Source organism: Enterobacter sp. BIDMC 26 (assembly GCF_000534435.1).
In the GTDB taxonomy this organism is placed as follows: domain Bacteria; phylum Pseudomonadota; class Gammaproteobacteria; order Enterobacterales; family Enterobacteriaceae; genus Enterobacter; species Enterobacter ludwigii.
Genome location: NZ_KI973182.1, coordinates 2665409 through 2679796, shown reverse-complemented (window position 1 = coordinate 2679796; position 14388 = coordinate 2665409). Strand labels below are relative to the sequence as shown.

Annotated in this window: 17 protein-coding genes; 13 read left to right on the top strand and 4 right to left on the bottom strand. The window is 56.3% G+C overall.

Annotated features, from left to right (window positions below; genetic code table 11):
• Positions 1 to 21: 21 nt before the first annotated feature.
• Entirely contained in the window at positions 22 to 660 is a 639-nt protein-coding gene (locus L462_RS10885; RefSeq protein WP_032678695.1) for a DUF1007 family protein, read from the top strand.
• Positions 651 to 1631, top strand: a complete 981-nt coding sequence (locus L462_RS10890; protein ID WP_032678694.1) for a nickel/cobalt transporter — start codon at positions 651 to 653, stop codon at positions 1629 to 1631. The genes L462_RS10885 and L462_RS10890 overlap by 10 nt, the downstream gene beginning before the upstream one ends.
• Positions 1632 to 1683: 52 nt before the next feature.
• On the opposite strand, the gene suhB is transcribed toward L462_RS10890, so the two are convergent.
• Positions 1684 to 2487 (bottom strand): inositol-1-monophosphatase, encoded by an 804-nt coding sequence (suhB, locus tag L462_RS10895; protein WP_020883019.1) that lies wholly within the window; start codon positions 2485 to 2487, stop codon positions 1684 to 1686.
• A 130-nt stretch (positions 2488 to 2617) separates the two neighbouring features.
• Between suhB and trmJ the strand changes: the two genes are divergently transcribed.
• From trmJ to sseB, 11 genes are all read left to right on the top strand, one after another.
• On the top strand, positions 2618 to 3346 hold the full coding sequence (gene trmJ / locus L462_RS10900; RefSeq protein ID WP_032678693.1) for a tRNA (cytosine(32)/uridine(32)-2'-O)-methyltransferase TrmJ: 729 nt from the start codon (positions 2618 to 2620) through the stop codon (positions 3344 to 3346).
• 165 nt (positions 3347 to 3511) lie between these two features.
• Positions 3512 to 4003 carry a Fe-S cluster assembly transcriptional regulator IscR gene (iscR, locus tag L462_RS10905; protein ID WP_020883021.1) on the top strand — a complete coding sequence of 164 codons (492 nt, stop codon included), beginning with the start codon at positions 3512 to 3514 and terminating at the stop codon, positions 4001 to 4003.
• 119 nt (positions 4004 to 4122) lie between these two features.
• Complete coding sequence (gene iscS / locus L462_RS10910; RefSeq protein ID WP_020883022.1) at positions 4123 to 5337, top strand: cysteine desulfurase; 1215 nt, start codon at positions 4123 to 4125, stop codon at positions 5335 to 5337.
• Between the two features lie 23 nt (positions 5338 to 5360).
• On the top strand, positions 5361 to 5747 hold the full coding sequence (gene iscU / locus L462_RS10915) for a Fe-S cluster assembly scaffold IscU (protein ID WP_003860661.1): 387 nt from the start codon (positions 5361 to 5363) through the stop codon (positions 5745 to 5747).
• A 13-nt stretch (positions 5748 to 5760) separates the two neighbouring features.
• A complete protein-coding gene (iscA, locus tag L462_RS10920; RefSeq protein WP_003860659.1) occupies positions 5761 to 6084 on the top strand; it encodes an iron-sulfur cluster assembly protein IscA in 324 nt (107 codons plus the stop codon).
• Between the two features lie 76 nt (positions 6085 to 6160).
• Positions 6161 to 6676, top strand: coding sequence for a co-chaperone HscB (gene hscB / locus L462_RS10925; protein WP_032678692.1), 516 nt, complete (start codon positions 6161 to 6163; stop codon positions 6674 to 6676).
• A gap of 14 nt (positions 6677 to 6690) precedes the next feature.
• On the top strand, positions 6691 to 8541 hold the full coding sequence (hscA, locus tag L462_RS10930; RefSeq protein WP_020883023.1) for a Fe-S protein assembly chaperone HscA: 1851 nt from the start codon (positions 6691 to 6693) through the stop codon (positions 8539 to 8541).
• Between the two features lies 1 nt (position 8542).
• Entirely contained in the window at positions 8543 to 8878 is a 336-nt protein-coding gene (fdx, locus tag L462_RS10935; protein WP_014171179.1) for an ISC system 2Fe-2S type ferredoxin, read from the top strand.
• 1 nt (position 8879) lies between these two features.
• Positions 8880 to 9080 (top strand): Fe-S cluster assembly protein IscX, encoded by a 201-nt coding sequence (gene iscX / locus L462_RS10940; RefSeq protein ID WP_014171178.1) that lies wholly within the window; start codon positions 8880 to 8882, stop codon positions 9078 to 9080.
• Positions 9081 to 9133: 53 nt separating this feature from the next.
• Complete coding sequence (pepB, locus tag L462_RS10945; protein ID WP_032678690.1) at positions 9134 to 10420, top strand: aminopeptidase PepB; 1287 nt, start codon at positions 9134 to 9136, stop codon at positions 10418 to 10420.
• A gap of 96 nt (positions 10421 to 10516) precedes the next feature.
• Positions 10517 to 11293, top strand: a complete 777-nt coding sequence (sseB, locus tag L462_RS10950) for an enhanced serine sensitivity protein SseB (RefSeq protein ID WP_020883025.1) — start codon at positions 10517 to 10519, stop codon at positions 11291 to 11293.
• A gap of 17 nt (positions 11294 to 11310) precedes the next feature.
• Here sseB and L462_RS10955 read toward each other — a convergent pair whose 3' ends face one another.
• The 3 genes from L462_RS10955 to L462_RS10965 all read right to left on the bottom strand — a co-directional run bounded on the left by L462_RS10955 (position 11311) and on the right by L462_RS10965 (position 14387).
• Positions 11311 to 12081 (bottom strand): MurR/RpiR family transcriptional regulator, encoded by a 771-nt coding sequence (locus L462_RS10955; RefSeq protein ID WP_014171175.1) that lies wholly within the window; start codon positions 12079 to 12081, stop codon positions 11311 to 11313.
• On the bottom strand, positions 12081 to 12929 hold the full coding sequence (gene sseA, locus L462_RS10960; RefSeq protein ID WP_032678689.1) for a 3-mercaptopyruvate sulfurtransferase: 849 nt from the start codon (positions 12927 to 12929) through the stop codon (positions 12081 to 12083). The genes L462_RS10955 and sseA overlap by 1 nt, the downstream gene beginning before the upstream one ends.
• A 90-nt stretch (positions 12930 to 13019) precedes the next feature.
• On the bottom strand, positions 13020 to 14387 hold the full coding sequence (locus L462_RS10965) for a 6-phospho-alpha-glucosidase (protein ID WP_014171173.1): 1368 nt from the start codon (positions 14385 to 14387) through the stop codon (positions 13020 to 13022).
• Position 14388: the final 1 nt, after the last annotated feature.

Here is a 14388-nt window from a genome sequence, read left to right as displayed (position 1 = left end):
AATTTATGACGTGAGGAATTGATGCAAACAGTTAAACAAAGCGCAATGGCGTTATTTTTGACGGTGATCCCCTTTGCTGTCGTCGCGCATCCTCACAGTTTTATCAGCCTGAAAACCGAGCTGGTAACGGACGGAACGCAGCTCAGTGGCCTGAAAATGCGCTGGACGATGGATGAAATCACCTCGGCTGACCTGCTGTACGATGCCGGGAATGCAAAACCCGGGGATGAAATCTGGAAAAAGCTGGCGTCGGAAGTAATGGCCAACGTGCTTGGTCAGCACTATTTCACCGAGTTCTGGCACAACGGACAAAAAGTGAAATTTATGAATAGGCCGACGGAATATGGCATGACCCGCGACGGACATCAGGCGGTACTGACGTTTGTCCTGCCGCTGGCGCATCCGCAGCCGCTGGCTGGGCAGACCTATACGTTTTCCACCTTTGATCCCACTTACTATGTCGATATGCATTACGCAGAGGAGAGTGATGTGACGCTACCGGCAGCCCTGCAAAAAGCCTGCACGATGGCAATGCACACGCCAAAACCGAGCGAAGAGACGCTCAATTTTGCGGTCTCTCTCGATAAAGAAGATGCACCACCCGAAGACATGGAGTTGGGTAAACAGTTCGCACAGCAGGTGACGTTGCAATGTCAGTGATCGCATCTCCGGCACGAAAATCACGCCGCTGGCTTCATCTCTGGCCGCTGGCGCTCTTTTTGCTGCTGGCCGTGTGCGGCGCATTGTGGCTATGGCACGCCTGGCCGCAGGTGATGATGAAAAGCATTGTCTGGCAGCGCGAGGTCAACCAGCAGATGAGCGGCTTACTGAAGGCGGTGGCGGAAAACCCGACGAAGGCAGGCGGTTCTCTTCTGGCCTTCAGTTTTCTCTACGGTGTCCTGCATGCGCTGGGGCCGGGACACGGCAAAATCGTGATCGCGACCTGGCTTGCGACCCATCCCTCCAGGCTCAAATCAAGCATTGGGTTGACCCTCGCATCTTCGCTACTTCAGGGCGGCGTGGCGATTGTGCTGGTGGTGGTCGTCCTGTCGTTATTACGCCTTCCTGCTCGTCAGCTGCATATCAGCAGTTTCTGGCTGGAGAAGGGGAGTTACGCGCTGGTCGGTGTGCTGGGTCTGCTCCTGTGCTGGCGGGCACTGAAAAAATTGCGGGCTTTGCTGCACAAACCCCAGTTCAGGGCTTTTACGCCGCACCATGAACACACTGCGAACTGCGGCTGTGGACATCAGCATCTGCCGACCCAGGCGCAGCTGCAGAACGGTGATGACTGGCGAGCGCGGCTGATGGTTGTGCTCTCAATGGGCATGCGTCCGTGTTCAGGGGCAATCATGGTGCTGCTGTTCAGTAAGGTGATGGGTGTATTTGGCTGGGGAATGCTCTCGGCATTGGCCATGGCGGCCGGGACGTCACTCACGATTTCGTCACTGGCACTGCTGGTGCATAGTTTCCGTCAACTGGCGGTCAAACTCAGCGGCAATAAAACGCCGGTGCTGTGGCGGCAGGTCGGATGGACAACGCTCGCGCTGGCGGGCGGGATGATTCTGCTGGTGGCTGCGGTAACGATGTGGATGAGCGCGGTGCCGGTGGGAAGGGGATTAAGGCCGTTTTAGTCAGGTACAGCATGGTGCCCTTTCCCGGCGGGAGAGGGCACCGCAGGCTGGATTAACGCTTCAGCGCGTCGCTCAGCTCATCACGCATGTTTGCCAGCATGGCTTTAACAACACGTGGGTTACCTGCAACGATGTTGCCGGTCGTCAGATGGTTGTGGCCGCCAGTGAAATCGCAAACAATGGCGCCTGATTCACGCGCGATCAGCTCGCCCGCTGCAAAATCCCACGGCTTCAGTGACAGCTCAAAGTAACCGTCAACGCGACCGGTAGCCACATAGGCCAGGTCCAGCGCGGCAGAACCGGTGCGACGGAAGTCAGCGCATTCGGTGAACAGTTTGCCCAGAATATTCATGTAAGTGGTTGCGTGCTGCTTCGCCTTGAACGGGAAGCCGGTCGCCAGAATGGTACCGTCGAGGTCGCGTGCATTGCTGCAGCGCAGACGGTAGCCGTTCAGCTGCGCGCCCTGACCGCGGGTTGCGGTGAACAGTTCGTTACGCATTGGATCGTAAACCACAGCGACTTCAGTACGGCCTTTAATGCGTACAGCGATAGACACGGAGAAGTGTGGCAGACGTTTGACGAAGTTGGTGGTGCCATCCAGTGGATCGATAACCCATTGAACATCCTGATCGGTACCTTCAAGTTCACCGCTTTCTTCGGTGATGATGGTGTGCTGCGGGTAAGATTTGCGGATGGTATCGATAATAATCGCTTCAGCGGCTTTATCGACGTTGGTTACGAAATCATTGCTGCCTTTCTGGCTGGTTTCAACAGAATCTGGCGTTTCGTAGTGTTTGGCAATTACATTACCCGCCTTGCGCGCTGCGCGCACGGCGATGGTCAGCATCGGATGCATCGGTCTCTCTCACTGGATGTTAAAGAACGGGAAAATCGGCGCAGAGTATAGCAGCGAGATCGGAATATGTCTCTCGTTTATGATAATATGGCCGAATATTCTTCAGACACAGAATCCAGACATTAAAACTATGCTGCAAAACATTCGAATCGTGCTGGTCGAAACATCGCACACTGGCAATATGGGCTCCGTAGCCCGCGCTATGAAAACCATGGGCTTAACGAACCTGTGGCTGGTTAACCCACTGGTGAAACCCGACTCACAGGCTATCGCTCTGGCTGCGGGCGCCAGCGATGTCATTGGTAACGCGCAGATCGTGGATACCCTGGACGAAGCCCTGGCAGGGTGCAGTCTGGTGGTCGGGACCAGCGCCCGCTCCCGTACACTGCCGTGGCCGATGCTGGATCCGCGTGAATGCGGTCTGAAAAGCGTCTCTGAAGCCGAACAGGCTCCTGTAGCGCTGGTGTTTGGCCGTGAACGCGTGGGCCTGACCAACGATGAACTGCAGAAGTGCCATTACCACGTGGCCATTGCCGCTAACCCGGAATACAGCTCCCTGAACCTGGCAATGGCCGTTCAGGTGATTGCCTATGAAGTGCGTATGGCGTGGCTGGCGAGGCAGGAAAAAGCAACGGCAGAGCCGCAGGAAGAGGCCGTCTACCCGCTGGTGGACGATCTGGAGCGCTTCTATGGTCACCTGGAGCAGACACTGCTCTCTACCGGTTTCATCCGTGAAGGTCACCCGGGGCAGGTAATGAACAAGCTGCGCCGCCTGTTTACCCGTGCGCGTCCGGAAAGCCAGGAACTGAACATTCTGCGCGGGATTCTGGCGTCGATTGAGCAAAAGAATAAAGAGTAGTGCCCATCCTGGTGATACGGCACGGAAGGTTAAATACCTGACTAAAACAGTCAAGTAAATAGTTGACCATTTTAGTCAGGAATGTCAGACTTGGCCCTGCTATGCAATACCCCCATTTTACTATAAAAAACCCCGGGCAGGGGCGAGTTTGAGGTTAAGTAAGACATGAGACTGACATCTAAAGGGCGTTATGCCGTGACCGCGATGCTGGACGTTGCGCTCAACTCCGAAGCGGGCCCGGTTCCGTTGGCTGATATTTCTGAACGACAAGGGATCTCCCTCTCCTATCTGGAACAGCTGTTCTCCAGACTGCGTAAAAATGGACTGGTTTCCAGCGTTCGTGGCCCAGGCGGCGGTTATCTGCTGGGTAAAGACGCGGGCAGTATTGCAGTTGGCGAAGTGATCAGTGCCGTTGACGAATCCGTTGATGCGACCCGTTGCCAGGGTAAAGGCGGCTGCCAGGGCGGCGATAAGTGCCTGACCCACGCGCTGTGGCGCGACCTGAGCGATCGTCTGACCGGCTTCCTGAACAATATCACCTTAGGTGAACTGGTAAATAACCAGGAAGTTCTGGATGTCTCTGGCCGTCAGCACAGCCAGGACTCCCAACGCAGCACCCGCGGGCAGGACGCGATCGACGTCAAATTACGCGCGTAATAAAAAGATAAGTATTTCAGAATCAGGCCGGAGCGTTCGCTCGCTCCGTGTACTCGGTCGTACATCCAGCCGGTTGCCTGATTCCTTGCATTGAAGCGATGTACGGAGTTTATAGAGCAATGAAATTACCGATTTATCTCGACTACTCCGCAACCACGCCGGTGGACCCGCGTGTTGCCGAGAAAATGATGCAGTGTCTGACCCTGGACGGAAACTTTGGTAACCCAGCTTCCCGTTCACACCGTTTTGGCTGGCATGCTGAAGAGGCGGTAGATATCGCCCGTAATCAGATTGCTGACCTGGTGGGTGCCGACCCGCGTGAGATTGTATTCACCTCCGGTGCGACCGAATCCGATAACCTGGCGATCAAAGGTGCGGCCAACTTTTATCAGAAAAAAGGCAAGCACATCATCACCAGCAAAACCGAACACAAAGCCGTGCTGGATACCTGCCGTCAGCTCGAGCGTGAAGGTTTCGACGTGACTTACCTGGCACCACAGAGCAACGGTATCATCGACCTGAAAGAGCTCGAAGCGGCCATGCGTGATGACACCATTCTGGTCTCCATCATGCACGTAAACAACGAAATTGGCGTTGTGCAAGATATCGCGACCATCGGCGAAATGTGCCGTGCGCGCGGCATCATCTACCACGTAGACGCCACCCAGAGCGTGGGCAAACTGCCTATCGATCTGAGCCAGCTGAAAGTGGACCTGATGTCCTTCTCCGGCCACAAAATCTATGGCCCGAAAGGTATTGGTGCACTGTACGTTCGTCGTAAACCGCGTATCCGCATCGAAGCACAGATGCACGGTGGCGGTCACGAGCGCGGTATGCGTTCCGGTACGCTGCCTGTTCACCAGATCGTGGGTATGGGCGAAGCTTACCGTATTGCGAAAGAAGAGATGGAAACCGAGATGGCGCGCCTGCGCACGCTGCGTAACCGTCTGTGGGATGGCGTGAAAGATATGGAAGAAGTGTATCTGAACGGCGATCTCGAACAGGGCGCACCAAACATTCTCAACGTCAGCTTCAACTATGTTGAAGGTGAATCGCTGATTATGGCGCTGAAAGACCTGGCGGTTTCTTCCGGTTCTGCCTGTACGTCTGCAAGCCTGGAGCCATCCTATGTGCTGCGCGCACTGGGCATGACTGACGAGCTGGCACACAGCTCTATCCGTTTCTCTTTAGGTCGTTTCACTACCGAAGAAGAGATTGACTACACCATCAAGCTGGTTCGCAACTCCATCGGTCGTCTGCGTGACCTTTCTCCACTGTGGGAAATGTTCAAGCAGGGCGTGGATCTGAACAGCATTGAATGGTCACATCACTAATCGGTACATAAGGAGAATTCAACATGGCATACAGCGAAAAAGTTATTGATCATTACGAGAACCCGCGCAACGTTGGCTCTTTTGACAACAGCGACGAAAGCGTAGGTAGCGGTATGGTCGGTGCGCCAGCGTGTGGCGACGTGATGAAGCTGCAGATTAAAGTCAACAATGAAGGTATCATTGAAGACGCGCGCTTCAAGACCTACGGCTGCGGTTCTGCTATCGCCTCCAGCTCCCTGGTCACCGAATGGGTGAAGGGCAAGTCTCTGGACGAAGCACAGGCAATCAAGAACACGGATATTGCTGAAGAACTCGAACTGCCACCCGTGAAAATTCACTGTTCTATCCTGGCAGAAGACGCGATCAAAGCCGCCATTGCGGATTACAAAAGCAAACGTGAAGCAAAATAATTGAGGTTTGAGTATGTCGATTACCCTTAGCGACAGCGCTGCCGCGCGAGTAAGCTCTTTTCTGGCGAACCGTGGTAAAGGCTTTGGCCTGCGACTGGGCGTACGTACCTCCGGCTGTTCTGGTATGGCTTACGTACTGGAGTTTGTTGACGAACCGGCGTCTGATGACACCGTATTTGAAGACAAGGGCGTGAAGGTGGTGGTCGATGGCAAAAGCCTGCAATTCCTCAATGGCACTCAGCTGGACTTTGTAAAAGAAGGCCTGAACGAAGGGTTCAAATTCACGAACCCGAACGTCAAAGACGAGTGTGGTTGCGGCGAAAGCTTCCACGTTTAACCGCGCGTCATCCGAAACCCCACCGCAGGACTCCTGTGCGTGGGGTTTGTTCTAACAGGCTACCCCTGAGATTGTTATGGATTACTTCACTCTCTTCGGATTACCCGCTCAATACCCGATTGATCTCCAGGCGCTGACGATCCGCTTCCAGGATCTGCAGCGTCAGTATCATCCGGATAAATTCGCCAGTGGTACTCAGTCAGAGCAATTGGCTGCGGTATCGCAATCTGCGACCATCAATCAGGCCTGGCAGACGCTGCGCCATCCACTGTCTCGCGCTGAGTATCTGCTCTCGCTTCATGGCTTTGATCTGGCGAGTGAACAGCACACCGTGCGTGATACGGCGTTTTTGATGGAACAGCTGGAACTGCGTGAAGAGCTGGATGAGATTGAACAGGCCAAAGATGAAGCGCGTCTGGAAAGCTTCATCAAGCGCGTAAAAGGCATGTTCGATACCCGCCATCAACTGATGGTGGAGCAACTGAGCAACGAGACCTGGGATGTGGCGGCAGACACTGTGCGCAAACTCCGTTTTCTCGATAAACTGCGAAGCAGTGCTGAACAACTCGAAGAAAAGCTGCTCGATTTTTAATTTCGGAAGCAATTATGGCCTTATTACAAATTAGTGAGCCTGGCTTAAGTGCCGCACCGCACCAGCGTCGTCTGGCGGTAGGTATTGATCTGGGCACCACCAATTCTCTCGTGGCGACCGTGCGAAGCGGCCAGGCGGAAACGCTGGCTGACGAGCAGGGCCGTCATCTGCTGCCTTCCGTGGTCCACTACCAACAGCAGGGCCACGCGGTTGGCTACGACGCACGCGCGAACGCCGCGCGCGATCCGGCGAACACCATCAGTTCCGTAAAACGCATGATGGGCCGCTCCCTCGCCGATATTCAGACCCGTTATCCGCATCTGCCGTATCAGCTGCAGGCCAGTGAAAACGGCCTGCCAATGATTGCCACGGCAGCGGGGCTGCTGAACCCGATCCGCGTTTCTGCTGATATCCTCAAAGCGCTGGCGGCGCGTGCTACGGCAACGCTCGGCGGCGATCTCGATGGCGTGGTCATTACCGTTCCGGCCTACTTTGATGATGCACAGCGTCAGGGCACCAAAGACGCGGCGCGTCTGGCGGGACTGCACGTTCTGCGCCTGCTGAACGAACCGACGGCGGCCGCCATTGCCTACGGCCTGGACTCCGGTCAGGAAGGGGTGATTGCGGTTTACGATCTGGGTGGCGGGACCTTTGATATCTCTATCCTGCGCTTAAGCCGTGGGGTGTTTGAAGTGCTGGCTACCGGCGGTGATTCTGCGCTGGGTGGCGATGACTTCGACCATCTGCTCGCTGATTTCATTCGCGAGCAGGCGGGTATTCCCGATCGCAGCGATGCACGCGTGCAGCGTGAACTGCTGGACGTGGCCATCGACGCGAAAATCGCGCTGAGCGATGCGCAGTCTGTCACCGTCAACGTGGCGGGCTGGCAGGGGGAAATTACCCGGGAACAGTTTAACGACCTGATCGCGCCTTTGGTGAAACGCACTCTGCTGGCCTGCCGTCGCGCACTGAAAGATGCGGGCGTTGAGGCTGACGAGGTGCTGGAAGTGGTCATGGTTGGCGGCTCCACGCGCGTACCGCTGGTGCGTGAACGGGTGGGTGAATTCTTTGGCCGCACGCCGCTGACATCCATCGACCCGGATAAAGTGGTTGCCGTGGGCGCGGCTATCCAGGCGGATATTCTGGTCGGCAACAAGCCGGACAGCGAGATGTTGCTGCTGGATGTTATTCCGCTCTCCCTGGGTTTAGAAACCATGGGGGGACTGGTGGAGAAAGTCATTCCGCGTAACACCACCATTCCGGTGGCGCGTGCACAGGAATTCACCACCTTCAAAGACGGCCAGACCGCGATGTCCATCCATGTGATGCAGGGCGAGCGCGAGCTGGTGCAGGACTGTCGTTCACTGGCGCGCTTTGCGCTGCGCGGTATTCCTGCGCTGCCTGCGGGCGGTGCGCATATTCGCGTTACCTTCCAGGTGGATGCGGACGGCCTGCTGAGCGTCACGGCGATGGAGAAATCCACCGGCGTTGAGTCGTCTATCCAGGTGAAGCCGTCCTACGGCCTGACCGATGGTGAGATCGCCTCCATGATTCAGGATTCAATGAGCTACGCCGAACAGGATGTGAAGGCGCGTATGCTGGCAGAACAGAAAGTTGAAGCCGCACGCGTGCTGGAAAGTCTGAACGGTGCGCTCGCTGCCGACGCCGCGCTGTTAAGCGCCGCTGAGCGTCAGGTGATTGACGAGGCTGCCGCGCGCTTAAGTGCAGTGGCCGAAGGCAATGATGCTGATGCAATAGAAGAAGCCATTAAAAACGTTGATAAACAAACCCAGGACTTTGCTGCTCGCCGCATGGACAAATCTGTCCGCGTCGCGCTGAAAGGCCAGTCCGTGGACGAGGTTTAATATGCCAAAGATTGTTATTTTGCCTCATGCGGACCTCTGTCCGGATGGTGCTGTTCTGGAAGCGAAGACCGGTGAGACCATTCTCGATGTTGCCCTGCGTAACGGTATCGAAGTGGAACACGCCTGTGAAAAATCCTGTGCCTGCACAACCTGCCACTGCATCGTGCGTGAAGGTTTTGACTCTCTGGCCGAGAGCACCGAAGATGAAGACGACATGCTGGATAAAGCATGGGGTCTGGAGCCAGACAGCCGTTTGAGCTGCCAGGCTCTGGTGACCGATGAAGATCTGGTCGTGGAATTCCCACGCTACACCATCAACCACGCACGCGAGCACTGATATGGGACTGAAGTGGACTGACAGCCGTGAAATCGGCGAAGCGCTCTACGACGCTAACCCGGATCTCGATCCTAAAACCGTACGCTTCACCGATATGCATCAGTGGATCTGCGATTTAGACGATTTTGACGACGATCCAAACGCATCCAATGAAAAAATTCTGGAGGCGATTCTGTTAGTCTGGTTAGATGAAGCAGAATAAATCACCTTACGGGCTGCCTTCAGGCGGCCCGTTTGCTAATAAGGATAAATAAAATGACCGAAGCGATGAAGATTACGATCTCGAATCAGCCTGCTGACGCGCGCTGGGGCGAGAAAGCCACCTACAGTATCAACAACGACGGTATTACCCTGCACCTGACTGGCAACGATGATTTGGGTCTGATCCAGCGCGCGGCGCGCAAAATTGATGGTCTGGGCATTAAACATGTCACCCTTGACGGCGAAGGCTGGGATATCGACCGCAGCTGGGCATTCTGGGCGGGTTACAAAGGACCGAAAGGCAGCCGTAAAATCGAGTGGGCGACGCTCGACGAAGCGGGTCAGAAAGAGCTGGAAAGCCGTCTGACCATTATCGACTGGGTGCGCGATACCATTAACGCCCCGGCAGAAGAGCTGGGTCCTGAACAACTTGCGCAGCGCGCCGTTGACCTGCTGTGCGGCGTGGCGGGCGACAAAATGTCTTACCGCATCACCAAAGGTGAAGACCTGCGCGAGCAGAACTATATGGGGATCCACACCGTGGGTCGCGGTTCCGAGCGTCCTCCGGTATTGCTGGCGCTGGATTACAACCCAACCGGTGATAAAGCAGCACCGGTATTTGCCTGCCTGGTCGGGAAAGGCATCACGTTCGATACCGGCGGTTACAGCCTGAAGCAGAGCGCGTTCATGGACTCCATGAAGTCCGATATGGGTGGCGCGGCAACCATCACCGGCGCGCTGGCGTTTGCCATTACGCGCGGTCTGAACAAGCGCGTGAAGCTTTACCTGTGCTGTGCGGACAACATGGTGAGCGGTAATGCCTTTAAGCTCGGCGACATTATTCGCTACCGTAACGGTAAAAACGTGGAAGTGATGAACACCGATGCGGAAGGTCGTCTGGTGCTGGCCGATGGTCTCATCGACGCGTCTGCGCAGAAGCCAGAGCTGATTATCGACATGGCGACCCTGACCGGTGCGGCGAAAACAGCGCTGGGCAACGACTACCATGCGCTGTTCAGCTTTGACGACAAACTGGCAGCCCGCCTGCTGGCAAGCGCGGCCGCGGAGAACGAACCGTTCTGGCGTCTGCCGCTGGCCGAATTCCACCGCAGCCAGCTGCCGTCTAACTTCGCCGAACTGAACAACACCGCGAGCGCAGCCTATCCGGCGGGTGCGAGCACGGCGGCCGGCTTCCTGTCTCACTTCGTTGAGAACTATCACGAAGGCTGGCTGCACATCGACTGCTCCGCAACCTACCGTAAAGCGGCCGTTGAGCAGTGGTCTGCAGGGGCAACGGGACTGGGCGTGCGTACTATCTCGAACCTGTTGACTGCCGAGTAATTGTCTTTGTCCGGTGGCGCTGTGCTTGTCCGGGCCTACGGTTTTGTAGGCCTGTTAGCCTTGCGCCAGCCGACATTATGTTGAAGTAGCCAAACTATGTCTGAAACGAAAAACGAATTAGAAACTCTGCTGGAACAGGCGGCGACCGAGCCCGCCCACCGTCCGGCATTTTTCCGCACGTTGCTGGAGTCCACCGTCTGGGTTCCGGGTACCGCAGCGGAAGGCGAACAGGTTGTTGAAGACAGCGCGCTGGACCTGCTCCACTGGGAGAAAGACGACGGCACGTCGGTGATCCCGTTCTTCACTTCGCTGGAAGCGCTGCAGCAGGCTGTTGAAGACGAGCAGGCGTTCGTGGTGATGCCGGTGCGCACTCTGTTCGAAATGACGCTGGGCCAGACCTTGTTCCTCAACGCCAAACTGCCAACCGGGAAAGAGTTTACCCCGCGTGAAATCAACCATCTGATTGGCGAGGAGGGCAACCCGCTCAGTACGCAGGAAGTGCTGGAAGGGGGCGAAACGCTGCTGTTGTCTGAAGTAGCCGAACCCCCTGCGCAGATGATTGATTCGCTGACCACGCTGTTCAAAACCCTCAAACCCGTGAGGCGCGCGTTCCTCTGCTCTGTTAAAGAGAGCACGGATGAACAGCCGGTACTGCTGATTGGCATTGAAGCAGACGGCGATATCGAGGAGATTATTCAGGCTGCGGGCAGTGTTGCCACCGATACGCTGCCGGGTGATGAGCCGATCGATATCTGTCAGGTGAAGAAGGATGAGAAGGGCATCAGCCACTTTATTACCGAGCACATCACGCCGTTTTACGAGCGTCGCTGGGGCGGATTCCTGCGCGATCTCAAAACCACCCGCATTATCTGATTACGCGGGGTGATTTTTCACCCCGTCGCTTCCAGCAGCAGTAAATCCATCAGCAGGACCAGATTCGACTCAAACGAGGTCACGCCAGCGGCTTCTGCGGCGTAATGTACCGCCTCGTCATATAAGGCAAAGTGCAAATCTGCCATTCCCGCCAGCGTATTGGCCGAAGCGCGCGTAAAAGCCACGACCGTCATCCCCACGTTTTTAGCGATCCGCGCTTTATCCAGCACCTGTTCGGTTTCACCGCTGCGTGAGACGGCGATAAACACCTGATACCGCGCAGCGTTGCTGAGGAAAATGTTTCGGCTATCGCCCGGCCCGGAAATAAACGCCGTTTTGCCCAGCACCTGCAATTTCTTGGTGAGGTACTCGGCGAAGAGATAAGAGAAGCCGGCGCCATAAAGAAAGAAGCTCTCTTTCTGGCGCAGTAACGTCGAAAATTGCGCGCGCTTCTCCTGCGTTACCCACTGAAAGGTTTGTTGATAGTTCGCGATAAATTGACTGAAAAGCGCCGGCAGTTCGGGGCGCTGTTGTGCCTGCGCGGCGATATACGGCGTCTCGGTTAACAGCTGTTTGCAGTGCCAGATAAATTCGCTGAAACCGCTGAAGCCTAATTTCTGACACAGACGCATAATGGTGGCGGTTGAGACGAACGTCGCCTGCGCCAGTTCGCGCACCGTAATATTGCCCACCAGCAGAGGATGCTCTGTGAGGTGGGCCAGCACGCGATATTCCGCGCGGGTCAGTGACGCCCCGCGCGTTAACAGCGTGGCCAGACGGTTATCCATTATTTGGCCGGTTCAACGGGCAAATCGTCTCGTGCACCCCATTCACTCCAGGCGCCATCATAGAGCGTCACGTCGTTTACACCGAGTGTGGCGAGCGCCAGAATCACCACGCAGGCCGTGACACCGGACCCGCAGCTGGCAATAACGGGACGATGCAAATCCACGCCCTGGCGATCAAAAATAGCGCGCAGCTCATCGGTCGTTTTTAATTCACCTTCAAACACCAGATCGCCCCACGGCACATTCAACGCGCCGGGAATATGGCCGCGCTTCAGCCCCGGACGCGGTTCATCCGCCTGGGCGTTAAAGCGCGCTGCAGGGCGGGCATCGACAATTTGCGCCGTTTTTTCATGGCTGACCACCAGCACGTCGGTCAGACGTTTTACCTGATGCGCATCAAACGTCGCGTCGAACTCGCCTTCCGGCAGCGTCACGTCGCCTTGCTGCAATGGCAATTCATCACGCTTCCAGCCCGCGAGACCGCCTGCCAGAATTGAGACTTTCTCCACGCCAAAGTTTTTCAGCATCCACCAGGCGCGCGGTGCGGAGAAGAGATTACCTTCATCGTAAACCACGAGGTGTTTGTCACGATTGACGCCAAGTTCGCGCATCGCCACGGAGAATGCTTCCGGACGCGGCAGCATATGCGGGAGAGGGGAGTTATGGTCGGACAGGGCTTCAATATCAAAAAATACCGCGCCCGGCAAATGCCCTGCGCGGTATTCTGCGACCATATCGCGAAGGTGTTCCTGCCCGGCAGGTGCCATACGCGCGTCAATAATCTGTACTTCCGGATCGTCACCGTGCTCAATCAGCCAGTCGGCGGCGACAAAATATGAGGTGGACATGGGTTGCCTCCATTCTTTTCCGTAAAAAAGGATTGTCGGTGTTTTTTCTGACACCGACAAGCAAACCACGTTCAACTCGCGAGCACGACCCTATTTTTTCACCGCTTCACCGTTCTGCCAGGCTTTTTGCAGCGCAGGCCAGTAGTCACGGTTGGCGTCAATCATGTCATCGAGAATCGCTTTCGCGTGCTCCATCGTGGGCACGGTGCGGTTCAGGGTGAACGCCTGTAGCGCTTTTTCGTAGCTGCCTTCAATGGTCGCTTCCACCAGCAGCTGTTCAGAGGCAAGCTGCTGTTGTAGCAGCGTCTGATGGAACAGCGGGACCCGACCCACGCGGATAGGCTCTGGCCCTTCAGAGGTGATGTAGGCCGGGACTTCTACCACCGCATCGTACGGCAGATTGGTTATCGCCCCGCGGTTTTCCACCATTACCAGATGGCGCTGACGCAGGTTAAATGCCAGCGAGCAGGCGACATCGACAATAAACTCGCCGTGGACGCCCACGTGGAAGGCATCCGGTAAAATCCCGGTACGCTTATACTCTTCTGCGGCGGCAAACAGCTTTTTCTCACGCCCGTTCATCACTTCGTTCGCGCGGGTGTAGTCCGGATTCTGATGTTCCACAATCTGGTTTGGCATCAGGTAGTACTGCAGATAGGGGTTTGGCAGATATTCCGGGAAGTTATCCATGATGGGCTTGATGTTGCGCCAGGTTTTCACCCACGACGGATCCGAGTGCTGCGGGTCGGTTTTGGCCGCATCTTCCGTCAGCAGGCCGAACCTCGCGATATGCCGACGCAGTTCCGGCAGCTTGTCCTCGCCGTCCACCCGCACGCGGGTAAACCAGCCGAAGTGGTTCAGACCAAAGTAGTCCACCTCCAGCTTGTGGCGGTCCACACCCAAAATGGCCCCCATGTTACGCATCGCCGCCACTGGCATATCGCAGATATTAAGCACGCGGGCGTCCGGTCGCAGGCGGCGCACCCCTTCCGCAACGATCGCTGCCGGGTTGGAATAGTTCACGATCCAGGCTTTTTCATGCGCGTAGCGATCCACCAGATCGATCAGCTCGACCATCGGCAGGATCGTGCGCAGGCCGTATGCCAGCCCGCCAGGACCGCAGGTTTCCTGGCCCACCACGCCGTGGCGCAGCGGGATCTTCTCATCCTGCTCACGCATTCTGTACTGGCCGACACGCATCTGGGCGAAGACAAAGTGCGCCCCGCTGAATGCGACTTCCGGGTCTGTGGTCACGGTGAAGGTAATGCTCTGGCTATGGTCGCGAATGACCTTCTCCACCACCGGTGCAATGGTGTTCTGGCGTGCTTCGTCGATATCGTAGAGGCGAATCTCGGCCAGCGGGAAGTCCTGCAGGCGTACCATCAGGCTTTTCACGATACCTGGCGTATAGGTGCTGCCGCCACCGGCAATCGACAGAATAAAAGGGGGTGTAAACATC

Coding starts and splice junctions, on each gene's coding strand:
- L462_RS10885 (WP_032678695.1), top strand. CDS start 22: ATGCAAACAGTTAAACAAAGCGCAATGGCGTTATTTTTGACGGTGATC.
- L462_RS10890 (WP_032678694.1), top strand. CDS start 651: ATGTCAGTGATCGCATCTCCGGCACGAAAATCACGCCGCTGGCTTCAT.
- suhB (WP_020883019.1), bottom strand. CDS start 2,487: ATGCATCCGATGCTGACCATCGCCGTGCGCGCAGCGCGCAAGGCGGGT.
- trmJ (WP_032678693.1), top strand. CDS start 2,618: ATGCTGCAAAACATTCGAATCGTGCTGGTCGAAACATCGCACACTGGC.
- iscR (WP_020883021.1), top strand. CDS start 3,512: ATGAGACTGACATCTAAAGGGCGTTATGCCGTGACCGCGATGCTGGAC.
- iscS (WP_020883022.1), top strand. CDS start 4,123: ATGAAATTACCGATTTATCTCGACTACTCCGCAACCACGCCGGTGGAC.
- iscU (WP_003860661.1), top strand. CDS start 5,361: ATGGCATACAGCGAAAAAGTTATTGATCATTACGAGAACCCGCGCAAC.
- iscA (WP_003860659.1), top strand. CDS start 5,761: ATGTCGATTACCCTTAGCGACAGCGCTGCCGCGCGAGTAAGCTCTTTT.
- hscB (WP_032678692.1), top strand. CDS start 6,161: ATGGATTACTTCACTCTCTTCGGATTACCCGCTCAATACCCGATTGAT.
- hscA (WP_020883023.1), top strand. CDS start 6,691: ATGGCCTTATTACAAATTAGTGAGCCTGGCTTAAGTGCCGCACCGCAC.
- fdx (WP_014171179.1), top strand. CDS start 8,543: ATGCCAAAGATTGTTATTTTGCCTCATGCGGACCTCTGTCCGGATGGT.
- iscX (WP_014171178.1), top strand. CDS start 8,880: ATGGGACTGAAGTGGACTGACAGCCGTGAAATCGGCGAAGCGCTCTAC.
- pepB (WP_032678690.1), top strand. CDS start 9,134: ATGACCGAAGCGATGAAGATTACGATCTCGAATCAGCCTGCTGACGCG.
- sseB (WP_020883025.1), top strand. CDS start 10,517: ATGTCTGAAACGAAAAACGAATTAGAAACTCTGCTGGAACAGGCGGCG.
- L462_RS10955 (WP_014171175.1), bottom strand. CDS start 12,081: ATGGATAACCGTCTGGCCACGCTGTTAACGCGCGGGGCGTCACTGACC.
- sseA (WP_032678689.1), bottom strand. CDS start 12,929: ATGTCCACCTCATATTTTGTCGCCGCCGACTGGCTGATTGAGCACGGT.
- L462_RS10965 (WP_014171173.1), bottom strand. CDS start 14,387: ATGTTTACACCCCCTTTTATTCTGTCGATTGCCGGTGGCGGCAGCACC.